This window comes from Pseudosporangium ferrugineum (assembly GCF_003002065.1).
In the GTDB taxonomy this organism is placed as follows: Bacteria; Actinomycetota; Actinomycetes; order Mycobacteriales; family Micromonosporaceae; genus Actinoplanes; species Actinoplanes ferrugineus_A.
Genome location: NZ_PVZG01000001.1, coordinates 819,983 through 843,586 on the forward strand (window position 1 = coordinate 819,983; position 23,604 = coordinate 843,586).

The following is a 23,604-nucleotide window of genomic DNA, read 5'->3' on the forward strand; positions in this document are numbered from 1 at the left end:
GTGCCGGCGGACGCCGGCACCACGGCGCCCGCGAGCCGGGTCAGCACGGCGTGCCGTTGAGCGTGTAGCCGGACGGGTTCGCCGGTGGGGCGCCGGTGAAGGTGGCCTGGAAGCCGGTGCCGGTCGAGGCCCCGGTGGCGAGGCTGCCGTTCCAGGCGGCGTTGCGGACCGTGACCGTGCTGCCGGACTGGGTCCAGGTTCCGCTCCAGCCGCTGGTCAGCGTGACGTTCGCCGGGACGGTGAAGGAAAGCGTCCAGGACGACACCGCGGGCCCGTTGTTGGTGACGCGCAGGTCCGCGGTGAACCCGTTCGACCAGGCGTTCGCCGTGTAGGCCACCGCGCAGGCGCCGGCGGGCGGGGTCGACGGCGGGGTGCCCGGTTCCGGTCCGGCCGCGACGGCCAGGTCGTACGCCCGCTGCGGCACGAACTGACCGGCCGCGGCGAGGCACCCGTCAGCCTCCCCCGGCAGCTTGATCCACAGGTACGCGTCCAGGATCGGGTCCGACACCGCGTCGGTGCTGGGGATGCCGATGGCCCGCCCGGCCGGGTCGCACCACTCGCTGCCGGCCGGCCCGTTGCCGTTGCGGCTCGTGTCGATCACGCCCTTGAGGCGGGACACCCCGGTGGCGGCGATGACGTTCCTGACGTACGGGATCGATTCGGCGTTGCTGCGGTAGTTCGAGACGTTGACCGCGATGCCGTCGGCGCTGTTCGCGATGTCGGCGCGGACGAGCCGGGCGGCCATCTCCGACGGGGAGAGCCACGCCGAGTGCCCCGCGTCGAAGTAGACCTTCGCGGCGGCGGAGCCGGCCCTGAGCTTCTTGCCCGCGTACGCCATCGACGCGTAGACCTCGTCCTGCTGCGCGGGGGTGAGGCAGCTGGTCATCAGCGGCAGCACGTCGGGCTCGAGGATGATCGCGGCCGGGCGGCCCTTGAGCCCGGACGCCACCTGGTCGATCCACTGCCGGTACGCGGCGTGGTTCGCCAGGCCGCCGGAGCTGGCGCCGCTGCAGTCGCGGTTGGGGATGTTGTAGACGACCATGATCGGCGTCTTGCCGGCCGCCGCGGCGGCGCCGGTGTACGCGTCGACCTCGGCGGCCACCGTGCCGGGGTTGTTGCTGGTGAACCACCGGCCCTGCGGCACGGCGGCGATCCGGTCGCGGATCACGGCGGCGCGCGGGTCGCCGGGGTTGGCGGCGACCCAGCGGGCGGCGCCGGTCTGCGGATCGACGTAGAAGGGCGATTCGGCGGCGGAGGCCGGGCCCGGCCAGAGCACGGCGCCGGCCACCAGGACGGCGGCCGCGGCGAGACGAAGACGCATCGGGCAACTCCAGGGATGGGGGACGGGGAGTCGTGGGAGCGCTCCCATATATCGACCACCGTAGGTGCAAGCTCCCCGGAACTTCAAGCGCCCGGCGCGTCAGGCTTCCGGCAGGGGGTCGCCCTGGCGGACCAGCCCGCTCTGGTACGCGAGCACCACCAGCTGCGCCCGGTCCCGCACGTTGAGCTTGGTCATCGCGCGGTTGACGTGCGTCTTCGCGGTCAGCGGCGACACGTGCAGCCGCTCGGCGATGTCGTCGTTGGACAGCCCGTGCGCGACCAGCACCAGGATCTCCCGCTCCCGCTCGGTGAGCAGGCCGAGGGTGGTCGACCGGTCCGCGCCCTCCGGCCGCAGCGTGGAGAGGAAGCGGCTGACCAGCCCTCGCGTGGCCTTCGGCGACAGCAGCGCCTCGCCGCTCGCCACCACCCGGATCGCGTGCAGCAGATCCTCCGGCGGCACGCTCTTGCCCAGGAACCCGCTGGCGCCCGCCTGCAACGCCAGCACCACGTTGTCGTCGTTCTCGAACGTGGTCAGCACCAGCACCCGCACGCCGGCGAGGTTGTCGTCCGCGCCGATCCGCCGGGTCGCCTCCAGCCCGTCCATCCGCGGCATCCGGATGTCCATCAGCACCACGTCGGCCCGGGCCGTACGCGCCAGGTCCACCGCCTCGCGCCCGTCGCCCGCCTCGGCCACCACCTCGAAGCCCGGCTCCGAGTCGATGATCATGCGGAAGCCCGCGCGGATCAGGGCCTGGTCGTCGGCGAGCAGCACCCGGATCGTCACGCGGGCTCCTCGCTCGGCTGCAGGCAACTGGGCCGCGGGGTGCGCAACAGCGGGCGCACCACCGGCTCCGACACCGGCTCCGGGACGGACGCGTCGCTCTCGGTCGGCAGCACGGCGTGGACCCGGAAGCCGCCGTCGCCGGTGTACCCGGCCGTGACCCGCCCGCCGGCCGCCACCGCGCGTTCGCGCATGCCCAGCAGGCCGTACCCGGAACCCTGCGGGCCCAGGATCGGGCGGACGTCGTTCGCGACCTCGAGCACGATGCCGCTGGGGGCGTACTCGACGAGCAGGCGGGCGGCGCCCTCTCCGTACCGGTGGGCGTTGGTCAGCGCCTCCTGCACGATCCGGTACGCCGCCAGGTCGACCATCGCGGGCAGCGGGCGCGGCTCGCCGCGCTGGTGCAGGCGTACGGGAAAACCGGTCGACTCCAGGGTGGCCAGCAGCTCCGGCAGGCGCGACAGTCCCGGGGTGGGCTCGGTGCTCGTCCCCTCGTCGGTGCGCAGCACGCCGACCACCGACTGGATCTCCTTGAGCACCGTGTCGGAGGCCTCGCGGATGTGCGCCAGCACCGGCCCGACCTGGTCCGGCCGGCGGTCCAGCACGTGCGCCGCCGCGCCGGCCTGCACGCTGATCACGGCGATGTGGTGGGCCACCACGTCGTGCAGCTCGCGGGCGATGCGCACCCGCTCGTCCATGACCGCCCGGTGCGCCTCCTCCGCACGGGTCTGCTCGGCGCGCCGGGCCCGCTCCTCCACCTCGTGGATGTACGCCCGGTGCGTGCGCGCCGCGTCCCCGGCCGCCGCGGCCATGAAGATCCACGCGAACACCCCGAGCGTCTCGGCCCGCCACCAGTCCTCGACGGCGACGATCAGCCCGGTCAGGTAGACCAGCGAGGAGGCGCTGAGGGCGCAGATCCAGCCCTGCCGCCGCCCGGTGTGCGCGGCGATCGAATACGTGATCACGCCGAGCGCCACGATCAGCCCCGGGTTGGTCACCTGCTGCAGGACCGCGCCGACCGTCGCGGCGATGGCCACCCCCAGCGCGGCGAAGGGCCTGATGCGGCGCATCAGCACCGCCACGAACGCCACCCCGGCCACGGCGACGTCGCTCGGCGTGGCGCGGTCCGCGACCGCCGCCTTGAGCACAGCGTAGGCCAGCACCAGGGCGAGCAGGATGTCGAGCAGCAGAGGCTTGTCCGCCGCTTCCTTCCAGGCCTTGAGCCGCGTTCGGTTGGTCTCCATCACCCTGGACCGTACGCCCGTGCCATCGGACCGGCGTCCTCTCGTCGTAGTAACGGGTCCCGCCCGCGCTACCACGATCATGGTACGGCGATGTCTACGCCAGGACGACGCTTTGCCGGGCACTTCCCGGCACGGTGAGTGGGTCCCTGACGAAGGCTCACAGGAGTACTGATGGCTACCTATCTCTATCGGCTCGGGCGGTTCAGTTACCGCCGCCGGGCGCTGGTCCTCACGATGTGGCTCGCCCTGATCGCGGCCCTCGGGGTGGGTGCCGCCACGTTGTCGGGACCGACCTCGGACGTCTTCAACGTGCCCGGCACGGAGGCCCAGCAGGCACAGGACCTGCTCACCGAGCGGTTCCCGCAGGCCGGGGCGGGAGGCGCGCAGGCACGGGTGGTCTTCGCCGCCCCGGCCGGTGAGAAGCTCACCGACGCCGGCAACCGCGCCGCCATCGGGCGCACGGTCGCCGGCCTGAAGGCCGGCGGGCAGGTCGTGGACGTCACCGACCCGCTGAAGGGCGGGATCAACCCGGCCGGGACGGTCGCGTACGCCCAGGTCTCGTACAAGGTCCAGGCGGTCGAGCTGACCGACGCCGACCGCGAGTCGCTGGCCCACGCCGCGCAGCTCGGGCGGGACGCGGGCCTGACCGTCGAGACCGGCGGCGACGCCCTCGAGGAGCAGGCCGAACAGGGCCTCGCCGAGGTGCTCGGCTTCCTCGTCGCCGCCGTGGTGCTGCTGATCACCTTCGGCTCGCTGGTCGCGGCGGGGCTCCCGCTGCTCACCGCGATCCTGGGCGTGGGCGCCGCGATGAGCGGCATCATGATCGTCTCCGGCTACACCGAGCTCAGCAGCAGCACGCCGACCCTGGCGCTGATGCTCGGCCTCGCGGTGGCCATCGACTACGCGTTGTTCATCGTCTCCCGGTACCGGCACGAGATCGCGCGGGGGCGTACCGGCATCGAGGCGGCCGGGCAGGCGGTCGGCACGGCGGGCTCGGCGGTCACCTTCGCCGGCCTGACCGTGGTCATCGCGCTGTCCGCCCTGTCCGTGGTGAACATGCCCGTGCTGACCCAGATGGGCCTCGGCGCCGCGGGCGCCGTCGTCGTCGCCGTGCTCATCGCGCTCACCCTGCTCCCGGCGCTGCTCGGCTTCGCCGGGGCGCGGATCACCGGCAAGGGCAAGCGCAGCCGGGACCCGGAGGCCGAGGGCGCCCGCCCGACCGCCGGCCGCCGCTGGGCCGGGCTGGTCACCCGCCGGCCCGCGCTCACCCTGCTCGCCGGCACGCTCGGCCTGCTGGTGGTGGCGCTGCCGGCGCTGGACCTGCGGCTGGGCCTGCCGGGCGACAACATGCTGTCGCCCGAGACCACCCAGCGCAAGGCGTACGACCTGCTCACCGAGGGCTTCGGGCCGGGCTTCAACGGCCCGCTGATGATCGTGGTGGACGCCTCGGGCAGCAGCGACCCGAAGGCCGCCGCGGAGCAGGCCGCCGGGACGATCAAGAGCCTCAAGGACGTCGTCGCGGTCAGCCCGGCCGCCTTCAACCCGGCGGGCGACACGGCCATCCTGCAGGTCATCCCGTCGAGCGCGCCGGACAGCCAGGCGACCACCGACCTGGTGCACGCGATCCGCGACCGGGACGCCGACGTGCGCGGCAGCACGGGTGCGGACCTCTCGGTCACCGGCCTCACCGCCGTCAACATCGACATGTCGGCGCGGATGGGCTCGGCGCTGGTGCCGTACCTGGCGGTCATCGTGGTGCTGGCGTTCCTGCTGCTGACGCTGCTGTTCCGCTCGCTGCTCGTGCCGATCAAGGCGATCGTGGGCTTCCTGCTCAGCGTCGGTGCCACGTTCGGTGCGGTGGTTGCGGTCTTCCAGTGGGGCTGGCTGGCCGACGTGCTCGGCGTCGAGCAGACCGGCCCGGTGGTCAGCCTGCTGCCGGTGATCCTCATCGGCATCGTGTTCGGCCTGGCGATGGACTACGAGGTCTTCCTGGTCAGCCGGATGCGGGAGGAGCACGTGCACGGCGCGGCGCCGAAGGACGCGGTGGTCAACGGCTTCAGCCACAGCGCCCGGGTGGTCACCGCGGCGGCGATCATCATGATCAGCGTCTTCTCCGGCTTCATCCTCTCCCCCGAGTCGATCATCAAGTCGATCGGTTTCGCCCTCGCGGCGGCCATCCTCTTCGACGCGTTCGTGGTGCGGATGACGCTCGTACCGGCGGTGATGACGCTGCTGGGCCGCCGGGCCTGGGCGCTGCCCGCCTGGCTCGACCGGATCCTGCCGGACATCGACGTCGAGGGCGAGAAGCTGCGCCCCGAGGCCGAACCCGATACCGCGCCGGACGACGCCGAACTGGTCGGCGCCGGGCGATGAGGCCCGCCGGGCCGCCGCCCGCAGCACGGCGGCGGCCCGGGCGGCCCCGGCCGGTACGCGAACTCCTGCTCGTCGCCGCGCTCTGGCTGATCTACAGCTCGGGCCGGTTCGCCGCCGACGGTCACGTCGCCGCGGCCATGGCGAACGCGGACCGGGTGTGGGACCTCGAACGGCTCCTGCGCCTGCCCGGCGAGCGCGGGGTGCAGGAGCTGCTCGGCACGGGACATCTCGTCGCCGCGGCCAACAGCTACTACGCGTTCGTGCACTTCCCCGCGACGGCGGCGCTGCTGCTCTGGGTGTACCTGCGGCGCCCGGGGGCGTACCGGCGGGTGCGGACCACGTTCGCGCTGCTCACCGGGGCGGCGCTGGCCGTACATTTGATCTTCCCGCTGGCGCCGCCGCGGATGCTCGCGGGCACCGGCCTGGTCGACACCGGGCGCCGCTACGGCCCGGCGGTGTACGGCCCGCCGGACGCGGACGACCTGGCCAACCAGTACGCGGCGATGCCGTCCCTGCACGTCGGCTGGGCCCTGCTGGTGGCGCTGACCCTGATCGCGCTCACCCGCGGCCGACGGCGGGCGCTGTGGCTGCTGCATCCGGCGCTGACCCTGCTGGTCGTGGTGGGCACCGCCAACCACTACTGGCTCGACGCGCTCGTCGCGGTCGCGCTGGTGGCCGCCGCCGGGGCGGCGACCGGCCTGGCCCGCGCCGGACGCACCCGCCCCCACTACCCTGGTCGGGTGGCTTCGGTGCGGGAGACGGTGGCTGCCGTGCTGAGCGGCCGGATCGGGTACGAGGACGGCCTCGACCGACTCACCGTGGCCCCCGCCACCGAGGTGGACCCGGTGCTGACCGCGGCCCTGTTCGACGCGTCCGCGCGGCTGTTCCGCGACGGGTGGCAGCCGGCCGAGCTGCACCGGGTCGTCGCCCGCCGGGGCGATCCCGCGCAGGCGCACCTGATCACCGACGCGGTGGCCGCGTACCTGCGGGGCTTCAAGCCGCGGGCGGTCGATCCCCGCTGGCTGGCCCAGGCCGGCGAGCTGGACGCCCGGGTCTGGTGGGGCACCGACGACGAGTACGCCGGCCAGGTCACGCGGCGCCGGCGCACCGACCGCATCGCCCTGATCGACGCGTTCCTGGGCGCCCTGCGGGTGCTGGCCTCGCTGCCCCCGATCGAGGTGCTGGTGCCGCCGCCGGGGCGGGTGGCCCGCACCCACCGGGCCGCCGGCAACGAGGCGATGCTCCACCGGGTGCGCGCGCTGCTGGCGAAGGCCGAGGCGACGACGTTCCCCGCCGAGGCGGAGGCGTTCAGCGCGAAGGCCCAGGAGCTGATCTCCCGGCACAGCCTGGACGAGGCGCTGGTCGGGGCCGGGGACACCGCGGTCACGCCGTACGCCCGCCGGCTCGGGGTGGACCACCCGTACGAGAGCGAGAAGGCGTCCCTGCTCGACGCCGTGGCCCGGGCCAACCGCTGCCAGGTCGTCTGGTCGCCGGAGTTCGGCTTCGCCACGGTGTTCGGCTTCGACGCCGACATCGACGCCGTCGATCTGCTGCACGCCTCCCTGCTGGTGCAGGCCCACCGGGCGATGGCGCGGGCCGAACCGCCGGGCGGCAAGGCCGGGCGGGCGCGGCTCAAGACCTTCCGGCAGTCCTTCCTGATCGGGTACGCGGTGCGCATCGGCGAACGCCTCGCGGCGGCCGACCGGGCCGCCCTGGCCGGGGCGGAGGACGCCGCCGCGCTGCTGCCCGTGCTGGCGTCCCGCGAGACGCAGGTGCGCGAGGCACGGGAGCGGGCGTTCCCCCGGACGGTGCGGGGCCGCGGCTTCAAGGTCGACAGCGAGGAGGGCTGGGAGTCGGGGCGTACGGCCGCCGACCGCGCGACCCTGCACTGAGCCTCACGGACAGTATGATCTTGACTCCACTGTGTATGGTGACCAGGGTGGAGACGACAACCGTGGCACGCATCACCGTGGTGGCCGGTGACCCGGCCGCCTCCGACGAGGCCGCTCAGCGGCTGCTCAAGGAGCTGCACGGGGTGGCCGAGATCATCGCCGTCGAGCAGGCGACCGTCCCGGGCGCGGCGGACGGGCGCAGCGTGGACGCCCTCGCCGTCGGCACCCTCCTGCTCACCCTCGCCGCCACCCCCGAGGTGCTCGGCGGGGTCCTGACCTACCTCATGGACTGGCGGCGCCGGCCCGGCAACAACCGCGGCACGCTGCGGTTCCGGATGGGCGACCGGGAACTGGAGATCACCGACCCGACGCCCGCCGAGCGCAAGAAGCTCATCGACGCGTTCGTCAGGGAGTTGAGGCGACGCTGACCCACCGACATGCGCTGATCATCGCCACGGAGCACTACGACGATCCCGCGTTCACCCAGCTGCCCGGCACCACCCGCGACGCCGAGGAGCTGCGGCAGGTTCTCGGCGATCCGCACGTCGGCGACTTCGACGTCGACGTGCTCCGGGACCCCGACGTCCTCACCGCCGGTCGGCAGATCAAGGAGTTCTTCTCCAGCTCGGCGCCGGACGACATCCTGCTGCTCTACGTCGCCGGGCACGGCGTCCGCAACGACGAGGGCAACCTCTACTTCGCGGTCACCGACACGGACCCCGGCCTGCTGTTCGTGACGGCGCTGGCCGCCAAGGACCTGAGCCACGAGATCGAGATGAGCCCCGCCCGCCGGGTCGTGGTGCTGCTCGACTGCTGCTACGCCGGCGCCTTCGCCGACCGCCGGAACCTCGACCACGCCGCCCCGCGCCCCGCGCCGCGGACCTCCCCGGCGAGCTCCGCGGGCGACGCCGCGGCCCAGGCCTTCACCCTGCCGCCCGCCGACGACGCGCACGTCCGCGGCCAGGTGATCATCGCCGCCGCCACCTCCATCCAGCAGGCCGTCGAGGGCCGCACCGGCGGGCTGTTCACCCGGTGCGTCGTGCACGGGCTGCGGACCGGCGAGGCCGACCTCAACCACGACGGCGAGGTCGACGCCCACGAACTGCACCTCTACGTGGACGCGCGGATGCGGCGGCTCGGGGCCGGGGTGGAGCAGCATCCGTCGTACTCGGTCCACCAGCTGGAGGGGATGCTGCGCATCGCGCACCGCGCCACCGCCACGGCCCCGCCGCGGACGCTCCTGCCGCCCCGGGCCACGCCGCCCCCGCCACCGGCCGAGGACCGGACGGCCGAGGACCTGCCGCCGCCGGCCCGCGGGGACCCGGGCCGCCGGCCCCTGTCCCGGGCCCTGCTGCTCGCCGCCGCCCTGCTCCTGCCCGGCTGTGGCATCCAGTCGGACAGTCCCCTCGCCGACGGCGGCTGCCCGGCGCCGGCGCACCTGCGGGTCGCCGCGGCACCGGCCGGGTTGGGGGCGTACCGGCAGCTGGCCACGGCGTTCGAGGACTGGGTCGCCGCCCAGCGCCACGGCTGCCGCTCCGCCGACCTGTACGTCTACCCCGTCGGCGCCCAGGAGATGGCCGACGGGCTGCGCCGCGGCTGGGGGCAGGAGGCGGACGGGCGGGCGTACCTGCGCGACGTCGGCCCGCATCCGGACGTGTGGCTGCCCGGCGCCGCGACCGACCTGCCGGCCCTCAGCGGTCCCGCCGCACGGCTCGTCGCGAGCGCGGAGGAGGTCGCCCGCACGCCGATCGTGCTCGGCGTGCCGGTCCGGGCCGGGCTCCCCGAGGACCGGCGGCCGGCGACGCGGACCTGGACCGAGCTGTTCGCCGAGACCGCCGGCCGCGGCGGGGTGGTCCGCGGCGACCCCCGCGTCTCGCCGATCGCCCGGATGGCCACCGCGAAGCTCTACAACGACGGCGCGATCGACCCGGCCGCCGCGCGGACCCGCTACGAGCAGCACCTTGAACAGGCCCTCGACGCGGGCGGGTATCCGGTCGGGGACGAGGCCGGGCTGCTCTGCCGGCAGGGCCTGCTACGGGGGCGTACCGCGGTCGTGGTCACCGAGCAGGAGCTGGTGCGGTTCAACCGCGGCGACGCGCTAGGCGACTCCTGCCCGGAGGCCGTCACGCCCCGCGGCGGTGACCGGCTGGCGGCGTACTACCCCTCCGACACGCCGGCCGTCCGGCAGCTGGTCGTCACCCTCACGTGGGAACGCGACGTGCAGGCGGGCACGACGGCGGCGTACGCGCGCTGGTTCGCCCGGTGGCTGCACACCGACCCCGGGCGCGCGGCGCTGGTCGCCATCGGGCTGCGGCCGTGGGCGTACGACCCCGTCACGCCGATCAGCGGCGAGTACGGCGCCCTCCCCGGCTGGCCCTTCTCCCGGGTGGTGCAGCCCGAACCCGACGCGTTCGTCCGGCGCGACGTGGACGCGGTCTACGCCCGGGCGCGGCGGCCGGCGCACTTCCTGGTGGCGCTGGACGCGTCCGGGTCGATGAACACGGTCACGGCCGACCCCACCCGTACCCGATGGGAGGTCGCGGTCGCCGCGGTCGAACAGGCCGTCACCCATCTCGGCGGCCGGGACCGGTTCGGCCTGCTCACCTTCGCCGGCGCCGGCGGCAGCACCCGCGAGCTGCTGCGACCGGGACCGCCGGGGCGGGACCCGGTCGGCGCGGTCCGGCGGGCAACGGCCGGCATCCGGCCCGGCGGCGGCACCCCGCTGCACGAGGCGGTCCGGCACGGCGCCGCCGCGCTGCGGGCCGGCCCCGGCGCGGGCGACCCCCGGCGCACGCTGGTGGTGCTGACCGACGGCAAGAACACCGGCGCCCAGCCGCGCCCGGCCGCCGCCGAGACCGCCGGGGTCCGCGTCGTCGTCATCGCGGTCGGCGACGTGACCTGCGCCGACGGGAGCCTGCGACGGCTCACCGCGGACACCGGCGGCAGTTGCTTCGACGCCGGCCTGGGCTCGCTCGAGCCGGTGCTCACCCGGGTCTTCCGGGCGATCTGGGGATAGGAGGACCCGTGCGGGTACGCGGCAAGCCGTGGTGGCTCTTCGCCGCCGGCAACCTGACCGGCGCCGCCGTGGCGGCGGCGCTGTTCCTGGTCGGGCCCCTCGCCGGGCCGCCGGAACTGGAACCGGGCGAGCTCGTGATCCTCAGCGGCCAGGACGACAGCACCGGCGGCCAGCGGCAGCAGCTGATCAACCTGTGGAACGACAGCCACCCGCGCAACCGCGCCCGGATCGTCAGCGTGCCGCAGGCCGCCGACGGGCAGTGGATCGAGATGGCGAGCCGCGCCGAGGACGGCGACACCGACATCTTCAACCTCGACGTGGCGTGGACGGCGTACTTCGCCGACCCGCCCTCCGGCCGCCGGCTGATCCGCCCGATCGACGAGTCGCTGCTGGCCGAGGAGCCGGGGCGGGCGTTCATGGCCAAGCCGCTGGAGACCTGCCGGTACGCCGGCAAGCTGTGGGGCCTGCCCTTCAACACCGACGCCGGCCTGCTCTACTACCGCACCGACCAGGGGCTGAAGCCGCCGTTCGACTGGGCGGCCATCGAGCGCGGTGCCGGGCGCGCGGGGTTCGAGGCCGCGTACACCGGCCAGCTCGCCGGCTACGAGGGGCTGACCGTCAACACCCTGGAGGCGGTCTGGGCCGCCGGCGGCCGGCTCGACGTCGCCGCCGACGGCCGGGTCACCCTCGATCTCGACCGGTGGGACGAGGCGATGCGCCGGCTGACCCCGCGCCGCACCGGGCCGCCGGTGGTGCTCCCCCGGTCGACCACGTTCGACGAGACCGGCAGCCGCGGGGCGTTCCAGGACGGGCGGGTGCTGTTCATGCGCAACTGGCCGGTCGCGTACCGTGCGATGACGGCCGGCGACGAACCCGGGCCCGCCCGGCCCCCGGTGAAGTTCTCCGTGGCGAAGCTGCCCGGGCCGAGCGTGCTGGGCGGGCAGAACCTTGCGATCTCCGAGCGCACCCGCAAGCCCCGGGCGGCGCAGGCGCTCATCGAGTTCCTGACCAACGACCAGAGCCAGCGCGCGCTCTTCGACCCGGGCGGTTTCGCCGCGACCCGCGCCGCCGTCTACGAGGACGAGACCATCAAGCAGAAATATCCGTACGCGTCCCTGCTGCGCGAGGCGGTCGACACGGCCCGGCTGCGCCCGGTGTCCCCCAACTACGTGGCCTTCAGCAAGCGGCTGCACCAGCTCGTCTCGGAGGTCCTCACCGGACGGCAGAAGCAGCTGCCCCGCGACCTCGCCGACCGGCTCACGCAGGCCCTGCGGGGCAGGTAGCTCCGCAGGGCCCGCGGGCGGGCGGTCAGTGCCGGCGCAGCAGCTCGTGGGTCCGCTCGATCTGCGCCCACGACTCCGGCGCCACCGGGGCGGACGCCGCCCGGGCGAACCCGCTCGCCAGGACGGGCTTCGACGGCGTGTAGAGCCAGGTGCGGAACAGCTCGTCGAGCTGGAGGCCGGAGACCTTCTCCGACAGCGCGATGAACTGCTCGGTGGTGGCGTTGCCGTACCGGTGCTCGGCCACCCAGGTCCGCAGGATCTCGAAGAAGTCGTCGTCGCCGACCGTGCGGCGCAGCTGGTGCAGGGTCATCGCGCCGCGGTCGTACACGGCGCCGTCGAACAGGTTCGGCGCGGTCGGGTCGCCGGGCAAAACCGTCCAGAAGTCGGCGGGCTCCACCGCGTACAGATAATCGAAGATCTCGTCCGCAGTGCCCTCGCCCTGCTCCTCGGACCACAGCCACTCAGCGTAGCTGGCGAAGCCCTCGTTGAGCCAGATCTCCTTCCACTGGGCCACCGACACCGAGTCGCCGAAGTACTGGTGGGCGTTCTCGTGCACGATCACCGACTGGTTGGCGCCGCCCCGGAAGAACGCCGACGAGTAGTTCGGCCGGGTCTGGTTCTCCAGCGCGAAACCGAGGGTGCCGGGCGGCGTCACCACGCCGCCGCGCGCGGTGAACGGCCACGGGCCGAAGACGCTCTCCTCCCATTCGGTGATCTCGGCCGTACGCTCCACGCTGGCCCGCGCGGCGGCGTCGTAGTCCTCCGGCAGCAGCTCCGAGTACGCGTTGATCACCGGCTCCCCCGACGCCGTGACGTCGCGGATGATGTCGTACTGCCCGATGGTGATGAACGCCAGGTAGGTCGCCTGCGGCTTGGCCGAGCGCCAGTACCACCGGGTCCAGCCGAGGATCTCGGGCGACGGGTTACGCGGCTGCACCCCGTTGCTGATCACCTCGACGCCGTCCGGCACGGCCACCGAGACGTCGAAGGTGGCCTTGTCCGACGGATGGTCGTTGCTGGGGAACCACCACCACGCCTCCTCCGGCTCGCCCACGGCGGCGGCGCCGTCCGGGGTACGGATCCAGGCGGTGAACCCGGCCGCCTCCTTGTTGGACGGCACCCCGGAATACTGCACGACCACGGTCATGGCCTGGCCGTCGGCGACCGTGCGGGCCGGGGTGACGACCAGCTCGTGATCGCCACGCCGGGTGAACGTGGCCGCCCGGTTGTTCACCTTGATCGAGGCGACGTCCAGGATGAAGTCGAGGTTGAAGGAGCTCAGCTCCTGCTCGGCGGTGGCGAGAATGGTGGTCGTGCCGGTGAGCCGGTCCTCGTCCGGGTAGTACCGCAGCCGGATGTCGTAATGGGAGACGTCGTAGCCGCCGTTGCCGTAGTCGGGAAAATACTCGTCCCCGAGCCCGGGAGCGCCGGGGCTGGGCGCGGCGGCACGCGGGGCCGCGAGCGCGCCCGCGGCCGAGGCGGGGACGGCGGTGCCGGCGAGGGTCAACACGGTGGCTGTCGCCGCCACCAGAAGTCGTCGCACGGTCGGGTTCCTTCCGTCGGCGAACCGCGATGTGCGGTCCGGCCTGGATCAGTCGCCGCCGAACCTATCGAAGTCCATCGACGGCCGCGCCCCCTCCGCCGGGCGCGGGAAGGACTCGCCCTCGGTCAACGCCGTCCGCCGTTCGCGCGATGCGCCTGGGCCGGGGTGAGGGAACCCGCCCGGCCTATCTGCGGCAGCCCTCGCGTGGGTCCGGCCCAGTCGGGAGGCTCGGCCCATGAGCGCTCTCGACTCGCCCGGATCCGCAGCTCAAGGCAGGGCCACGGGAGGCCGCAGGAACAGCGGGCGCGGCGGAACGGTCGCCACGGTCGCTTCTGATGCATCAGGACCCCCAGTCGAATTCCTATGACTGAGAGTGACGCTAGGCGTGATCCGACCGAGGGTGATTACCTGCGGTAATCCTCCGTCCTCATGCGACCCCAAGGCGGGATGCCAGCTCGCGGAGGTGCGTCCCGCCGGCGTCCGACCGGGCTCGCCGCAGCATCGCTCCCACGGTGTCGCGGACGACCGGCGAGAGTCGCACACGTTGCGGCGCGACACGTTCCGCGTTGACGAATTGCGCCAGAGCCTCCCCGTCCGCGCGGCGGGTCGAGGCGAGAGCCGAGCCGTACTCGATGTGGAACTGGGTCCGGCGGGAGAGGGAGTGGATCCGCTGCGGAAAAATGGCGCGGGACAACTCGACCGCCCTGCCCGCCTCCCCGCCCTCGAACGCTATCGAGGCGCGCCACTGCGCAACGTTCGTCGGTCCGAAGTTCATCTGCGCGAAGCCGCCGCCGGGCAGGTCCTCCCCGAGAGAAGCAGCAGCATCTTGGGCCTCGTCGAGCCGGTCGCGTGCCGCAGCCGCGTTACCGGAGATCGTCTCAGCCCATGCACTGGTGAGCTGGAGCATCCCGTATGCCTGCCGGACGGCGGGGGCGCCGAGATGGGGCTGGAGCCGGTCGGCGGTGCCGGCGGCGAGGCGCCGGCCGACGTCGCGGCTCTCCGGCGGGAGCATGTGGAGCCGGGTGTACTCCGCGAGCCCGAACCATTCCGGCTCCCCCAACTCCGAGGCGGCGAGGTGGCCACGCTCGGCCGCGGCCAGTGAAAGGTCGATGAAGCCCAGGTATTTGAGGATGAAGGCGGTGTGGTGGGTCGTGAGCGTGAGGAGCCGCAGCACCTCGGCCCGGCCGGCGGCGCGCGGGTCGTGGACCGCTGCGCTGAGGTTCCGCAGCAGTGGCGCGATCATCGGGGAAGCGGCCGAGTAGTCACACACCCGCCGAGCCTGCGCGAGACGGCCGACGTCGGCGCGGAGCTGGTCGAGTGACTTCCCCCCATGGGCCGGGAGGTCGAGGTAGGCGAGCCCGATGAGCGCGGCGCGGATCTCCGGGACCGGGGCGAGGGCCTGCGCGTGCGGGGCGTCGGCGGGCGCGTACGGCTGCCCGGTGAGATCGGCGACGGAGACCTGGAGCGCCTCGGCCAGCCGGACCAGTGTGGAGCGCTTGTCGATCTCCTTCAGGCCGGACTCGATCTGGGAGATGTAGCCCTGGGTCACCCCGGCGAGTCCGGCGAGGGTCTTCTGGCTCAGGGCGCGCTTGAGCCGCCAGAAACGGACGCGGGCGCCCGTGTAGTCCTCCGCCACCTGACACCTCCCGGCAAACACTTCCGACGGTACGTCAGCAAGAAGTGATCGCCTAAGCCGGAGCCCATGTGACGACGCGGGTCAGCCGCGCAGGTAGGCGAGCACCGCGCGGACCCGGCGGTGGTCGTCGGCGTCCGGGGGCAGGTCGAGCTTGGCCAGGAGGCTGCCGATGTGCTTGGCGACCGCCGCCTCGGTGACCACGAGGGCGCGCGCGATCGCCGTGTTGGAGCGGCCCTCGGCCATCAGGGCGAGCACCTCGCGCTCGCGGGGGGTGAGGCGCTGCAGCGGGTCGTGGCGGCGGCCGAGCAGTTGGCGGACCACCTCCGGGTCGACCACCGTACGGCCGCCGGCCACCTGCTCGAGCGCGCCGACGAACTCGGTCACCTCGCCGATCCGGTCCTTGAGCAGGTAGCCGACGCCCGCCGGGTGGCCGGAGTCGAGCAGTTCGGCCGCGTACGTCTGCTCGACGTACTGGCTCAGCACCAGGACCGGCAGCGCGGGGTCCGCGGCGCGCAGGGCGATCGCCGCCTGGAGTCCCTCGTCGCTGAAGCCGGGCGGCATGCGCACGTCGGTCACGACCACGTCGGGCCGGTGCTCGGCCACGGCCGCGTGCAGGGCGGGGGTGTCGGCGACGGCGGCGACCACCTCGTGGCCGAAGCGGCGCAGCATCCCGGCGATGCCCTCGCGCACGATCAGGCCGTCCTCCGCGATCACGACCCGCACGGGATCTCCACGTGCACGAGGGTGGGGCCGCCGGGCGGGCTGGAGAGCGCGACGCTCCCGCCGACCGCGGCGACCCGGTCCGCCAGCCCGACCAGTCCGGTGCCGCGGTCCGGGTCGGCGCCCCCGCGCCCGTCGTCGCGGACGTCGAGGCGCAGCCGGCCGCCGTGCACCCCGGCGCTGACCGCGGCCCCCGCCGCGCCGCTGTGCTTGGCGATGTTGGCGAGCGCCTCGACCACCACGAAGTACGCCGCCACCTCCACCGGCTGCGGCAGCCGCCCGGTGAGCCGCAGGTCCAGCCGGACCGGGACGGGCGCGTGCCCGGCCGCCTCGCCCACGGCCGCCGCCAGGCCGCGGTCGGTGAGGATCTTCGGGTGCACGCCGCGGATCAGCTCGCGCAGCTCGGCCAGCGCCTGCTTCGCGAGGTCCTGCGCGGCCACCACCGACGTCTCGGCCGGCGAGCCGGGCGCGAGTTCGAGGCGGGCCAGGCCCAGCTGCATGCTGAGCGCGACGAGCCGCTGCTGGGCGCCGTCGTGCAGGTCGCGCTCGATGCGCCGGCGTTCCACCTCGAAGGCGTCGACGAGCCGGGCCCGGGAGCGGGTCAGCTCGACCAGTTTCGCGTCGGTGTCGTCGCTGCGCGGGGCGAGGATCGCGCGGGCCATCGCCGCCCGCGCGCCGGCCCACGCGGTCACCGGGTAGGCCGCGATGACGGCCGCCACCGGGGCCAGCAGGGTCAGCGGCAGGGTCGCCGACAGCGGCTTCTCGTCGATGTAGAGGGGCGCGAAGAGGAACGTGGCGGGCATGAAGATCGCCGTGCCGACGACCGCCGCGTCCATCCAGCACAGCACCAGCGCGGACATCATGGCGTAGCCGAGCTCGCGCCAGGTGGCCTGCTCGCGCAGCCGGAACATCAGCCAGGCCCGCAGGCCCGGCTCGGGCGGGCGGCGGTGCGGATCGGGCAGCGCCTCACGGTCGATGAGCCGCATCCGCCAGCGCTCCAGCCGGCCGACGGCGACCCCGGACAACACGGTGGCCAGATAGCCGGCGACGCCGATGACGACGACTGACAGGACCAGCCCGGCGCCGAGCAGCCCGAGCACCACGAAGGCGGTGGCGACGCCGAGCAGCGCGCCGCCGGTCAGGTAGGCCAGCGAGCGCCACGGCCACGACGACACCAGGAACCGGGTCGGGCGCATGGTCAGCGCGTCCAGGGCATTGCGGACCGGCATGGGCAGTGACGCTACCCGGGCGCCCGGCCCGTCACGGTAGTGCTGGATATACCTTCCACCGTCGCCGCAGCGTGACTGTGCCGCACGCCGCGGGCCGCAAGGCTCGACGCCATGACCATCACGAGCATCGGCACCGGGAGGTGCTGCGCCGCGGTGCGCACGGCGCGGCTGGAGGAGCGATGAGCCTGGCCTGGACCATGGTGCGGCACCGGTTCGCCGCGTTCGCCGGCACCTTCGTCGCGATCGCCCTCGGCGTGGCCGTCGTCGCGGGGGCGACGACCCTGTGGGCGTCGTCGCGGCCGGAGGTGCCCGCCCGGCTGGCCGCCGCCCCCGTCGTCGTGCACTCCCCGAGCGTCGGCGGCGGCAGCGACAGCTATCCGCGGTACCGGTCCTGGACGGCGGCGGAGGCACGCGCCCTGGCCTCCCGCCTGGTGGCCGTCCCGGGCGTACGCGCGGCGGTCCCGGACCCGGCCTTCTACGTCCAGCGGCTCATCGGCGGGCGGGCCACCGGCGACCCGGATACGGCGCTGACCGACGGGCACTCGTGGGCGTCGGCGGTGCTCGGCGGCTATCGGCCGACCGCGGGCGTCGCGCCGCGGCGCGACGGGGAGGTGGCGCTGGCCGGCGCGGCGCCGGGCACCCGGATCGAGGTGCTGACCGCCCGCGGGCCGGCCACCTGGCGGGTCACGGCCACTGTGGACGGTCCGGGCTTCTACGTCGCCGACGCGACCGCTTCGGCGCTGGCCGGGGGCGTACGCGTCATCGGCCTGTCCGTCTCGGGCGATCCGGCGCGGGTGGCCGGGGAAGCGGCCACCGTGGCCGGCGCCGACGGGCTGGTCCTCGCCGGCGCCGACCGGGTGCGGCTGGAGGAGGAGGCGGTGACCCGGGTCCGCTGGATCGGCGCGCAACTGCTCATCGCCATGGTCACGCTCGGCGGGTTCGTCGCGGTGTTCGTCGTCGCCTCGACGTGCGCGCTGAGCGCCGCGCAGCGCCGCCGGGAGATCGGACTGCTCCGGGCAGTCGGCGCGACGCCGGGGCAGGTACGCCGCCTCCTGTACGCCGAGACCCTGGTCGTGGCCGTCCTCGGCGGGGCCGTGGGCGTACCGGCGGGAGCCCTGGCCGCTCCCCTGCTGGCGCCGGTGCTGGTCGGCGCCGGTCTCGAACCGGCGGGGTTCTCGGTGACCACGCAGCCGCTCGCGCTGGCCGGTTCGTTCCTGCTCGGCGTGGTGGTGGCGCTCGCCGGCGCCGGGGCCGCCGCCCGCCGTTCCAGCCGGATCCCGGCGCTGGACGCGCTGCGCGACGCCGCCGCCGAACGCCGGGCCATGACCGCCCCGCGCTGGGTGCTGGGCATCCTGACCGCGGCGGGCGGCGGCGCGCTGATGGCCGCCCTGCCCGCGCTGCCGCTCACCACGCGGACCACCGCGGCACTCGGCGCGGCGATGCTGCTGCTCGTCGCGGGGGCCCTGCTCGCGCCCGCGATGATCGTGCCGCTGGTCAGGGCCCTCACCCGGCCGTGGCGGGGCTCCGCCGTCGGCATGCTGGTGCGCGAGGGCACCCTGACCGGGGTGCGCCGGGTGGCCTCGACCGCGGCGCCGGTCCTGCTCACTGTCGGCTTCGCGGCGCTGCTCACCGGCACCGTCGCCACGATCGAGGCGGCGGCCGGGATCGACGAGGCCGCCGAGCTGCCCGCAACGCTGATCGCCGCACCGGACGGCACGCCGGGGCTCTCCGCGGACGCCGCCGACCGGCAACCGGGCGTGGCGGAACTGCCCACCGAGGTGGTGATGACCGTGGCCGGGCGCGCCTCCGCCTACGAGGCCACCGGCAAGGAGGGCGTGAACGGCATCCTGATCGGCAGGGACCTGCCCGGCCCGCCGCCGAGCGCCGAGGTGCGCTTCGCCGACGGCACGACGGCCCGGCTGCCGGTCACCGGCACGCACGACGGCCCGCCCGACCTCGTCACGCTCCCCTACGACCTCGTCCGGGCCCACGACCCGTCCGCGCTGACCGGCTCGGTGCTGCTGGACGGCCCGCCGGTCGCCGCGCCGGGGATGAAGGTGCTGCCGGTGCGCGACTACGTGCAGGGGCTGCTCGACGAGGAGGGCCGGATCATCGACATCTTCCTCGCCGTGCTGCTCGGCCTGGCCGTCGGCTACACCGGCGTCGCCGTGGCGAACACGCTGCTGATGGCCACCGCGGCGCGGCGCGGCGAGTTCGCGGCGCTGCGGCTGGCCGGCGGCGGGACGTCGCACGTGCTGCGGGTGACCTCCGCGGAGGCGCTGCTGGCCGTGGTCACCGGCACCCTGCTGGGTGCGGCGGTCGCCGCGGCGGCCCTGCTGGGCATGCGGCACGCGGTCGAGGCGGAGCTGGACCAGCGGGTGGACATCGTCATGCCGTGGTCACAGACCGCCCTGGTGGCCCTGACGTGCGCCATCGTGGCGGTCATCGCCGCCGCGGTGCCGGTGCTGCGCGCACGGCACGGGGCTGGGTCTCGATGAAACAAGACCGAAACGGAGGGTTGGACCGGGACGACGGACATGCTGGGATCGAGGAGGACGTTCCGGCGGATCTGTGGAGGAGACCCCAGCCATGCTCAACCTCTCCGTGTTCCTCGAGGACAGCGCCCGGCACCATCCCGACCGCACGGCCGTCGTCCTGGGCGACCAGCGGCTGTCGTACGCGCAGGTCGACGCGGGGGCGAACCAGGTCGCCAACCTGCTCGTGTCGCGGGGGATCGGGCCCGGCGACAAGGTGGCGCTCTCCTGCCCCAACCTGCCGTACTTCCCGGTCGTCTACTACGGGATTCTCAAGGCGGGCGCGGTCGTGGTGCCGCTGAACGTGCTGCTCAAGGGGCGCGAGATCGCGTACCACCTGGGCGACTCGGAGGCGAAGGCGTACTTCTGCTTCCAGGGGTCCGCCGAGCTGCCGATGGGCACCGAGGGCTACGCCGGGTTCGGCCAGGCCGAAGGCTGCGAGCACTTCTTCCTCATCACCGCCGACCCGGCGGCGCCGTCGACGGTCGAGGGCGCCGAGACGCTCGGGCAGGCGCTCACCGGGCAGTCGCCGGTCTTCGAGACCGTGCTCGCCGCCGAGAACGACCCGGCCGTCATCCTCTACACCAGCGGCACCACCGGGCAGGCCAAGGGCGCCGAGCTCAGCCACTCCAACCTGGTCCTGAACGCGCTGACCTGCAACCGGCTGTTCCAGAGCGCGCCGGCCACCGACACCCACCTGGTGGTGCTGCCGCTGTTCCACTCGTTCGGCTCCACGGTCAACATGAACGCCGGCTTCTCCACGGCCGCCACGCTGGTGCTCATGCCCCGGTTCGAGGCCGCCGGCGCGGTCAAGCTGCTGGACACCGAGAGCGTGACGTTCTTCGCGGGCGTACCGACGATGTACTGGGGCCTGCTCAACGCCCTCACCGCCGACGTGGACGTGGACCGGATCGCCCGCACCATGCGCCGGGCGGTCAGCGGCGGCTCCAGCCTGCCCGTGGAGATCATCAAGGAGGTCCAGGCCCGGCTCGGGATCCAGATCCTCGAGGGGTACGGCCTGAGCGAGACCTCGCCGGTGGCCACCTTCAGCGACCCGGACAGCGACCCCCGCCCCGGCTCGATCGGCATCCCGGTCTGGGGCGTCGAGGTGAAGCTCATCGACGAGTCCTGGAACACGATCGAGGGCACCGACGAGATCGGCGAGATCGCGATCCGCGGTCACAACATCATGCGCGGCTACTACAACCGCCCCGAGGCGACCGCCGAGGTGATGAACAACGGCTGGTTCCGCTCGGGTGACCTGGGCCGGCGCGACAAGGACGGCTACTACTACATCGTCGACCGGGCCAAGGACATGATCATCCGGGGTGGCTTCAACGTCTACCCGCGGGAGATCGAGGAGGTCCTGATGACCCACGAGGCCGTCTCGCTGGCGGCGGTCATCGGGGTGCCGCACCCGACCCACGGCGAGGAGGTCAAGGCGTACGTGATCCGCAAGGAGGGCGCCACGGTGACCGAAGAGGAGCTCGTCGCCTGGGGCAAGGAGCAGATGGCGAGCTACAAGTACCCGCGGGTGGTCACTTTCGTGGATTCGTTGCCGATGACGGCGACGGGCAAGCTGCTCAAGCGCGCCCTGACCTGACGGTCCACCGGACGCGCCCGCAGGGGGGGACCCTGCGGGCGCCCCCTTCCTGCGTACCATCTGTCGGTCACGGGCCCGTGAAGATCGTTTGCGCGGGTGCGGCACAGTATCGGGTGTGAGCACTCCACCACGCACGGCACCGACGGAGGAAGTTTGAGCACAGCCCAGCTCGACCGGGCGGCGCCCGCGGTGGCCCCGGCGCCGGGTGGGGTCCTGCACCGGGTCCGGCGCCTGCGCCACACCTCGCCGGGCCGCCTGCAGCTCATCCTCGCCGTGCTGCTCACGCTCGGCGCGCTGACCGGCCTCGTCGCCGGCATCACCGCCGCCGCGGCCCGCACCGGCACCGACGACCTCGGCGAACGGGCCCAGCCGCTGCTGGTCGAGGCGGAGACGATCTACTCGGCCCTGGCCGACGCCGACACCACCGCCGCGCAGGCGTTCCTCGCCGGCGGCCTCGAACCGGCCGAGCTCACCCGCCGGTACGAGGCCGACCTGCACCGGGCCACCACGGCGCTCACGTCGGCGGCGCGGCGTACGGCACCGGGCGGCCCGGCCGCGGAGGCGATCAGCGCGCTCTCCGCCGACATCCCGCGCTACGCGGCCCTGGTGGCGAGCGCCCGCGCGAACAACCGCCAGGGGCTGCCGGTCGGCGCCTCGTACCTGTCCACCGCCTCGCGGCTGAGCCGGGAGTCGCTGCAGCCGCAGGCGCAGGCGCTGTTCCGCAGCGCCCAGCGGGAGGTGGACGCCGGCTACTCCGACGCCCGCAGCTCGTGGTGGACGGCGCTGCTGGTGGTGCTCCTGCTGACCCTGCTCGTGACGCTCCTGCTCGCCCAGCGCCACCTCAGCCGCGCCACCCGCCGTACGTTCAACCTCCCGCTGCTCGCCGCCACCGGGGTGACCCTGCTGCTCGCCCTGACCACCGCGGCGGTCCTCGCCGGCCAGCGGGCCCGCCTGGCGGACGCCAGAACGGACGGCTCGCGCCCGGTCGCGATGCTCGCCGAGGCGCGGATCCTGGCGCTGCGGGAACGCGGCGACGAGGCGCTGACGCTCGCGGCGCGGGCCGGCGAGGGCGCGCAGGAGAAGGACTTCGACGAGACCTCGCGGCAGCTCACCGGCCTGCTCGCCGACATTCGCCGGCAGTCGGGCGCCGCCACCTCGGCCGCCGTCACGGCCGCCACCGAGGGACACCGGGACTACGTCGCCGCCCACGACGAGGTGCGCGCCCTGGACAACTCCGGCCGGTACGACGACGCGGTCGAGCTGGCCATCGGCGAGCCGACGACGCGCACCTTCACCGTGCTCACCGACGGCCTCGGCCGGGGCCTGGAGGACCGCAAGGCCGACTTCACCCGCGAGATCGACGACGCCGGCCGCGGGCTGGGCTCGCTCACCGTGCTCGGCCCGCTGCTCGCGCTGGTGCTCTGCGTCCTGGCCGCCGCCGGCATCCGCGCCCGCCTCGAGGAGTACCGCTGATGCGCATCCGTGCCGCCGCCGTCGCCGCCGTGCTGACCGTGCTCGCCGCCGCCGGCTGCTCCGGCGACTCCACGCCGCTGGCCCGTCCGGCCGGCCCGTCCGCCGAGGCGCCGGCGCCCGCCGGGCCGGCGACGGCACCGGACACGTCGTGCCGGCCGCGCGCCAGCCTGCGGCCCCCGGCCACCCTGCCCGAGCCCGGGAAGATGCCGGCGGGCAGCTACATGCGCACGATCCAGGACCGCGGCCGGCTCGTCCTCGGCACCGGCCAGGACCTGCTGCTGTTCAGCTCCCGCAACCCGTTCACCGGCCGGATCGAGGGCTTCGACGTGGACATGGGCCGGCAGATCGCCGACGCCATCTTCGGCGACCCGGACAAGATCCAGATCAAGGTGATCCCGTACGACAAGCGCATCAGCTCGGCCCACGACGGCTCCGTCGACCTGGTCGCCAACACACTGACCGCGAATTGCGCGCGGTGGAAGGACGTCGACTTCTCGACCATCTACTACGACGCCGCCAAGAGGGTCCTCGTCTCCAGCACGTCGAAGGCACGCGGCATGGGCGACCTCGGCGGCAGGAAGGTCTGCGCGGCCCGCGGCTCGACCTCCTACGACGGCATCGTCTCCGCGGCCAGCAAGCCGGTGCCGGTGGCCCGGGACACCTTCGGCGACTGCCTCGTGGCGTTCCAGCAGAACGAGGTCGACGCCATCTCCACCGACGACGCCATCCTCGCCGGCCTCGCCGCGCAGGACCCGTTCGTGGAGGTCGTCGGCGAGCCCCTGTCCCAGGAGCCGTACGCCATGGCGGTCTCCAAGGAGCACCCGGAGTTCACCCGCTTCGTCAACGCCGTGCTGGCGAGGAACCGGGCGAACGGCACCTGGAAGCGCACGTACGAGCGGTGGCTGCCCGACCTCGGCGCGGCGCCGAAGCCGCCCGCGGCGGAGTACCGGGACTGAG

General features: G+C 74.1%; 16 protein-coding genes. 9 read left to right on the plus strand and 7 right to left on the minus strand.

Annotated elements, in window-relative coordinates; translation table 11 throughout:
* Positions 1 to 40: 40 nt before the first annotated feature.
* The 3 genes from CLV70_RS03525 to CLV70_RS03535 form a co-directional block, all read right to left on the minus strand.
* Entirely contained in the window at positions 41 to 1,321 is a 1,281-nt protein-coding gene (locus CLV70_RS03525) for a glycoside hydrolase family 6 protein (protein ID WP_106124824.1), read from the minus strand.
* Between the two features lie 99 nt (positions 1,322 to 1,420).
* The gene (locus CLV70_RS03530; protein WP_106124825.1) at positions 1,421 to 2,104 is read right to left on the minus strand and encodes a response regulator; all 684 of its coding nucleotides are present in this window, start codon (positions 2,102 to 2,104) and stop codon (positions 1,421 to 1,423) included.
* Positions 2,101 to 3,345, minus strand: coding sequence for a sensor histidine kinase (locus CLV70_RS03535; protein ID WP_106124826.1), 1,245 nt, complete (start codon positions 3,343 to 3,345; stop codon positions 2,101 to 2,103). The genes CLV70_RS03530 and CLV70_RS03535 overlap by 4 nt, the downstream gene beginning before the upstream one ends.
* A 171-nt stretch (positions 3,346 to 3,516) precedes the next feature.
* Between CLV70_RS03535 and CLV70_RS03540 the strand changes: the two genes are divergently transcribed.
* Genes CLV70_RS03540 through CLV70_RS03565 form a run of 5 tightly spaced genes read left to right on the plus strand, consistent with a single transcriptional unit; the run spans position 3,517 to position 11,909 of the window.
* Positions 3,517 to 5,718: an MMPL family transporter gene (locus tag CLV70_RS03540; protein ID WP_106124827.1), complete on the plus strand. Its 2,202-nt coding sequence runs from the start codon at positions 3,517 to 3,519 to the stop codon at positions 5,716 to 5,718.
* Complete coding sequence (locus tag CLV70_RS40750) at positions 5,715 to 7,610, plus strand: phosphatase PAP2 family protein (RefSeq protein WP_245907990.1); 1,896 nt, start codon at positions 5,715 to 5,717, stop codon at positions 7,608 to 7,610. Before CLV70_RS03540 ends, CLV70_RS40750 begins: the two co-directional genes overlap by 4 nt.
* A 47-nt stretch (positions 7,611 to 7,657) precedes the next feature.
* Entirely contained in the window at positions 7,658 to 8,038 is a 381-nt protein-coding gene (locus CLV70_RS03555) for a hypothetical protein (protein WP_146163943.1), read from the plus strand.
* A 17-nt stretch (positions 8,039 to 8,055) separates the two neighbouring features.
* Positions 8,056 to 10,626 (plus strand): caspase family protein, encoded by a 2,571-nt coding sequence (locus CLV70_RS03560; RefSeq protein ID WP_281260426.1) that lies wholly within the window; start codon positions 8,056 to 8,058, stop codon positions 10,624 to 10,626.
* An 8-nt stretch (positions 10,627 to 10,634) separates the two neighbouring features.
* On the plus strand, positions 10,635 to 11,909 hold the full coding sequence (locus CLV70_RS03565) for an extracellular solute-binding protein (RefSeq protein ID WP_158277693.1): 1,275 nt from the start codon (positions 10,635 to 10,637) through the stop codon (positions 11,907 to 11,909).
* Between the two features lie 25 nt (positions 11,910 to 11,934).
* Here the strand turns inward: CLV70_RS03565 and CLV70_RS03570 are convergent, their stop codons facing one another.
* The 4 genes from CLV70_RS03570 to CLV70_RS03585 form a co-directional block, all read right to left on the minus strand.
* Positions 11,935 to 13,452: a M1 family metallopeptidase gene (locus CLV70_RS03570; RefSeq protein ID WP_106124831.1), complete on the minus strand. Its 1,518-nt coding sequence runs from the start codon at positions 13,450 to 13,452 to the stop codon at positions 11,935 to 11,937.
* 427 nt (positions 13,453 to 13,879) lie between these two features.
* Positions 13,880 to 15,088 (minus strand): helix-turn-helix domain-containing protein, encoded by a 1,209-nt coding sequence (locus CLV70_RS03575; protein ID WP_158277694.1) that lies wholly within the window; start codon positions 15,086 to 15,088, stop codon positions 13,880 to 13,882.
* 81 nt (positions 15,089 to 15,169) lie between these two features.
* Positions 15,170 to 15,757 carry a LuxR C-terminal-related transcriptional regulator gene (locus CLV70_RS03580; protein ID WP_245908019.1) on the minus strand — a complete coding sequence of 196 codons (588 nt, stop codon included), beginning with the start codon at positions 15,755 to 15,757 and terminating at the stop codon, positions 15,170 to 15,172.
* A gap of 41 nt (positions 15,758 to 15,798) precedes the next feature.
* Positions 15,799 to 17,037: a sensor histidine kinase gene (locus tag CLV70_RS03585; protein ID WP_106124834.1), complete on the minus strand. Its 1,239-nt coding sequence runs from the start codon at positions 17,035 to 17,037 to the stop codon at positions 15,799 to 15,801.
* Positions 17,038 to 17,216: 179 nt separating this feature from the next.
* On the opposite strand from CLV70_RS03585, the gene CLV70_RS03590 reads away from it, so the two are divergent.
* The 4 genes from CLV70_RS03590 to CLV70_RS03605 all read left to right on the plus strand — a co-directional run bounded on the left by CLV70_RS03590 (position 17,217) and on the right by CLV70_RS03605 (position 23,603).
* Complete coding sequence (locus tag CLV70_RS03590; RefSeq protein WP_106124835.1) at positions 17,217 to 19,535, plus strand: ABC transporter permease; 2,319 nt, start codon at positions 17,217 to 17,219, stop codon at positions 19,533 to 19,535.
* Between the two features lie 91 nt (positions 19,536 to 19,626).
* Positions 19,627 to 21,174 carry a long-chain-fatty-acid--CoA ligase gene (locus tag CLV70_RS03595; RefSeq protein ID WP_106124836.1) on the plus strand — a complete coding sequence of 516 codons (1,548 nt, stop codon included), beginning with the start codon at positions 19,627 to 19,629 and terminating at the stop codon, positions 21,172 to 21,174.
* Between the two features lie 153 nt (positions 21,175 to 21,327).
* Positions 21,328 to 22,647, plus strand: coding sequence for a hypothetical protein (locus CLV70_RS03600; RefSeq protein WP_245907991.1), 1,320 nt, complete (start codon positions 21,328 to 21,330; stop codon positions 22,645 to 22,647).
* Positions 22,647 to 23,603 carry a glutamate ABC transporter substrate-binding protein gene (locus CLV70_RS03605; RefSeq protein ID WP_106124837.1) on the plus strand — a complete coding sequence of 319 codons (957 nt, stop codon included), beginning with the start codon at positions 22,647 to 22,649 and terminating at the stop codon, positions 23,601 to 23,603. The genes CLV70_RS03600 and CLV70_RS03605 overlap by 1 nt, the downstream gene beginning before the upstream one ends.
* Position 23,604 lies beyond the last annotated feature (1 nt).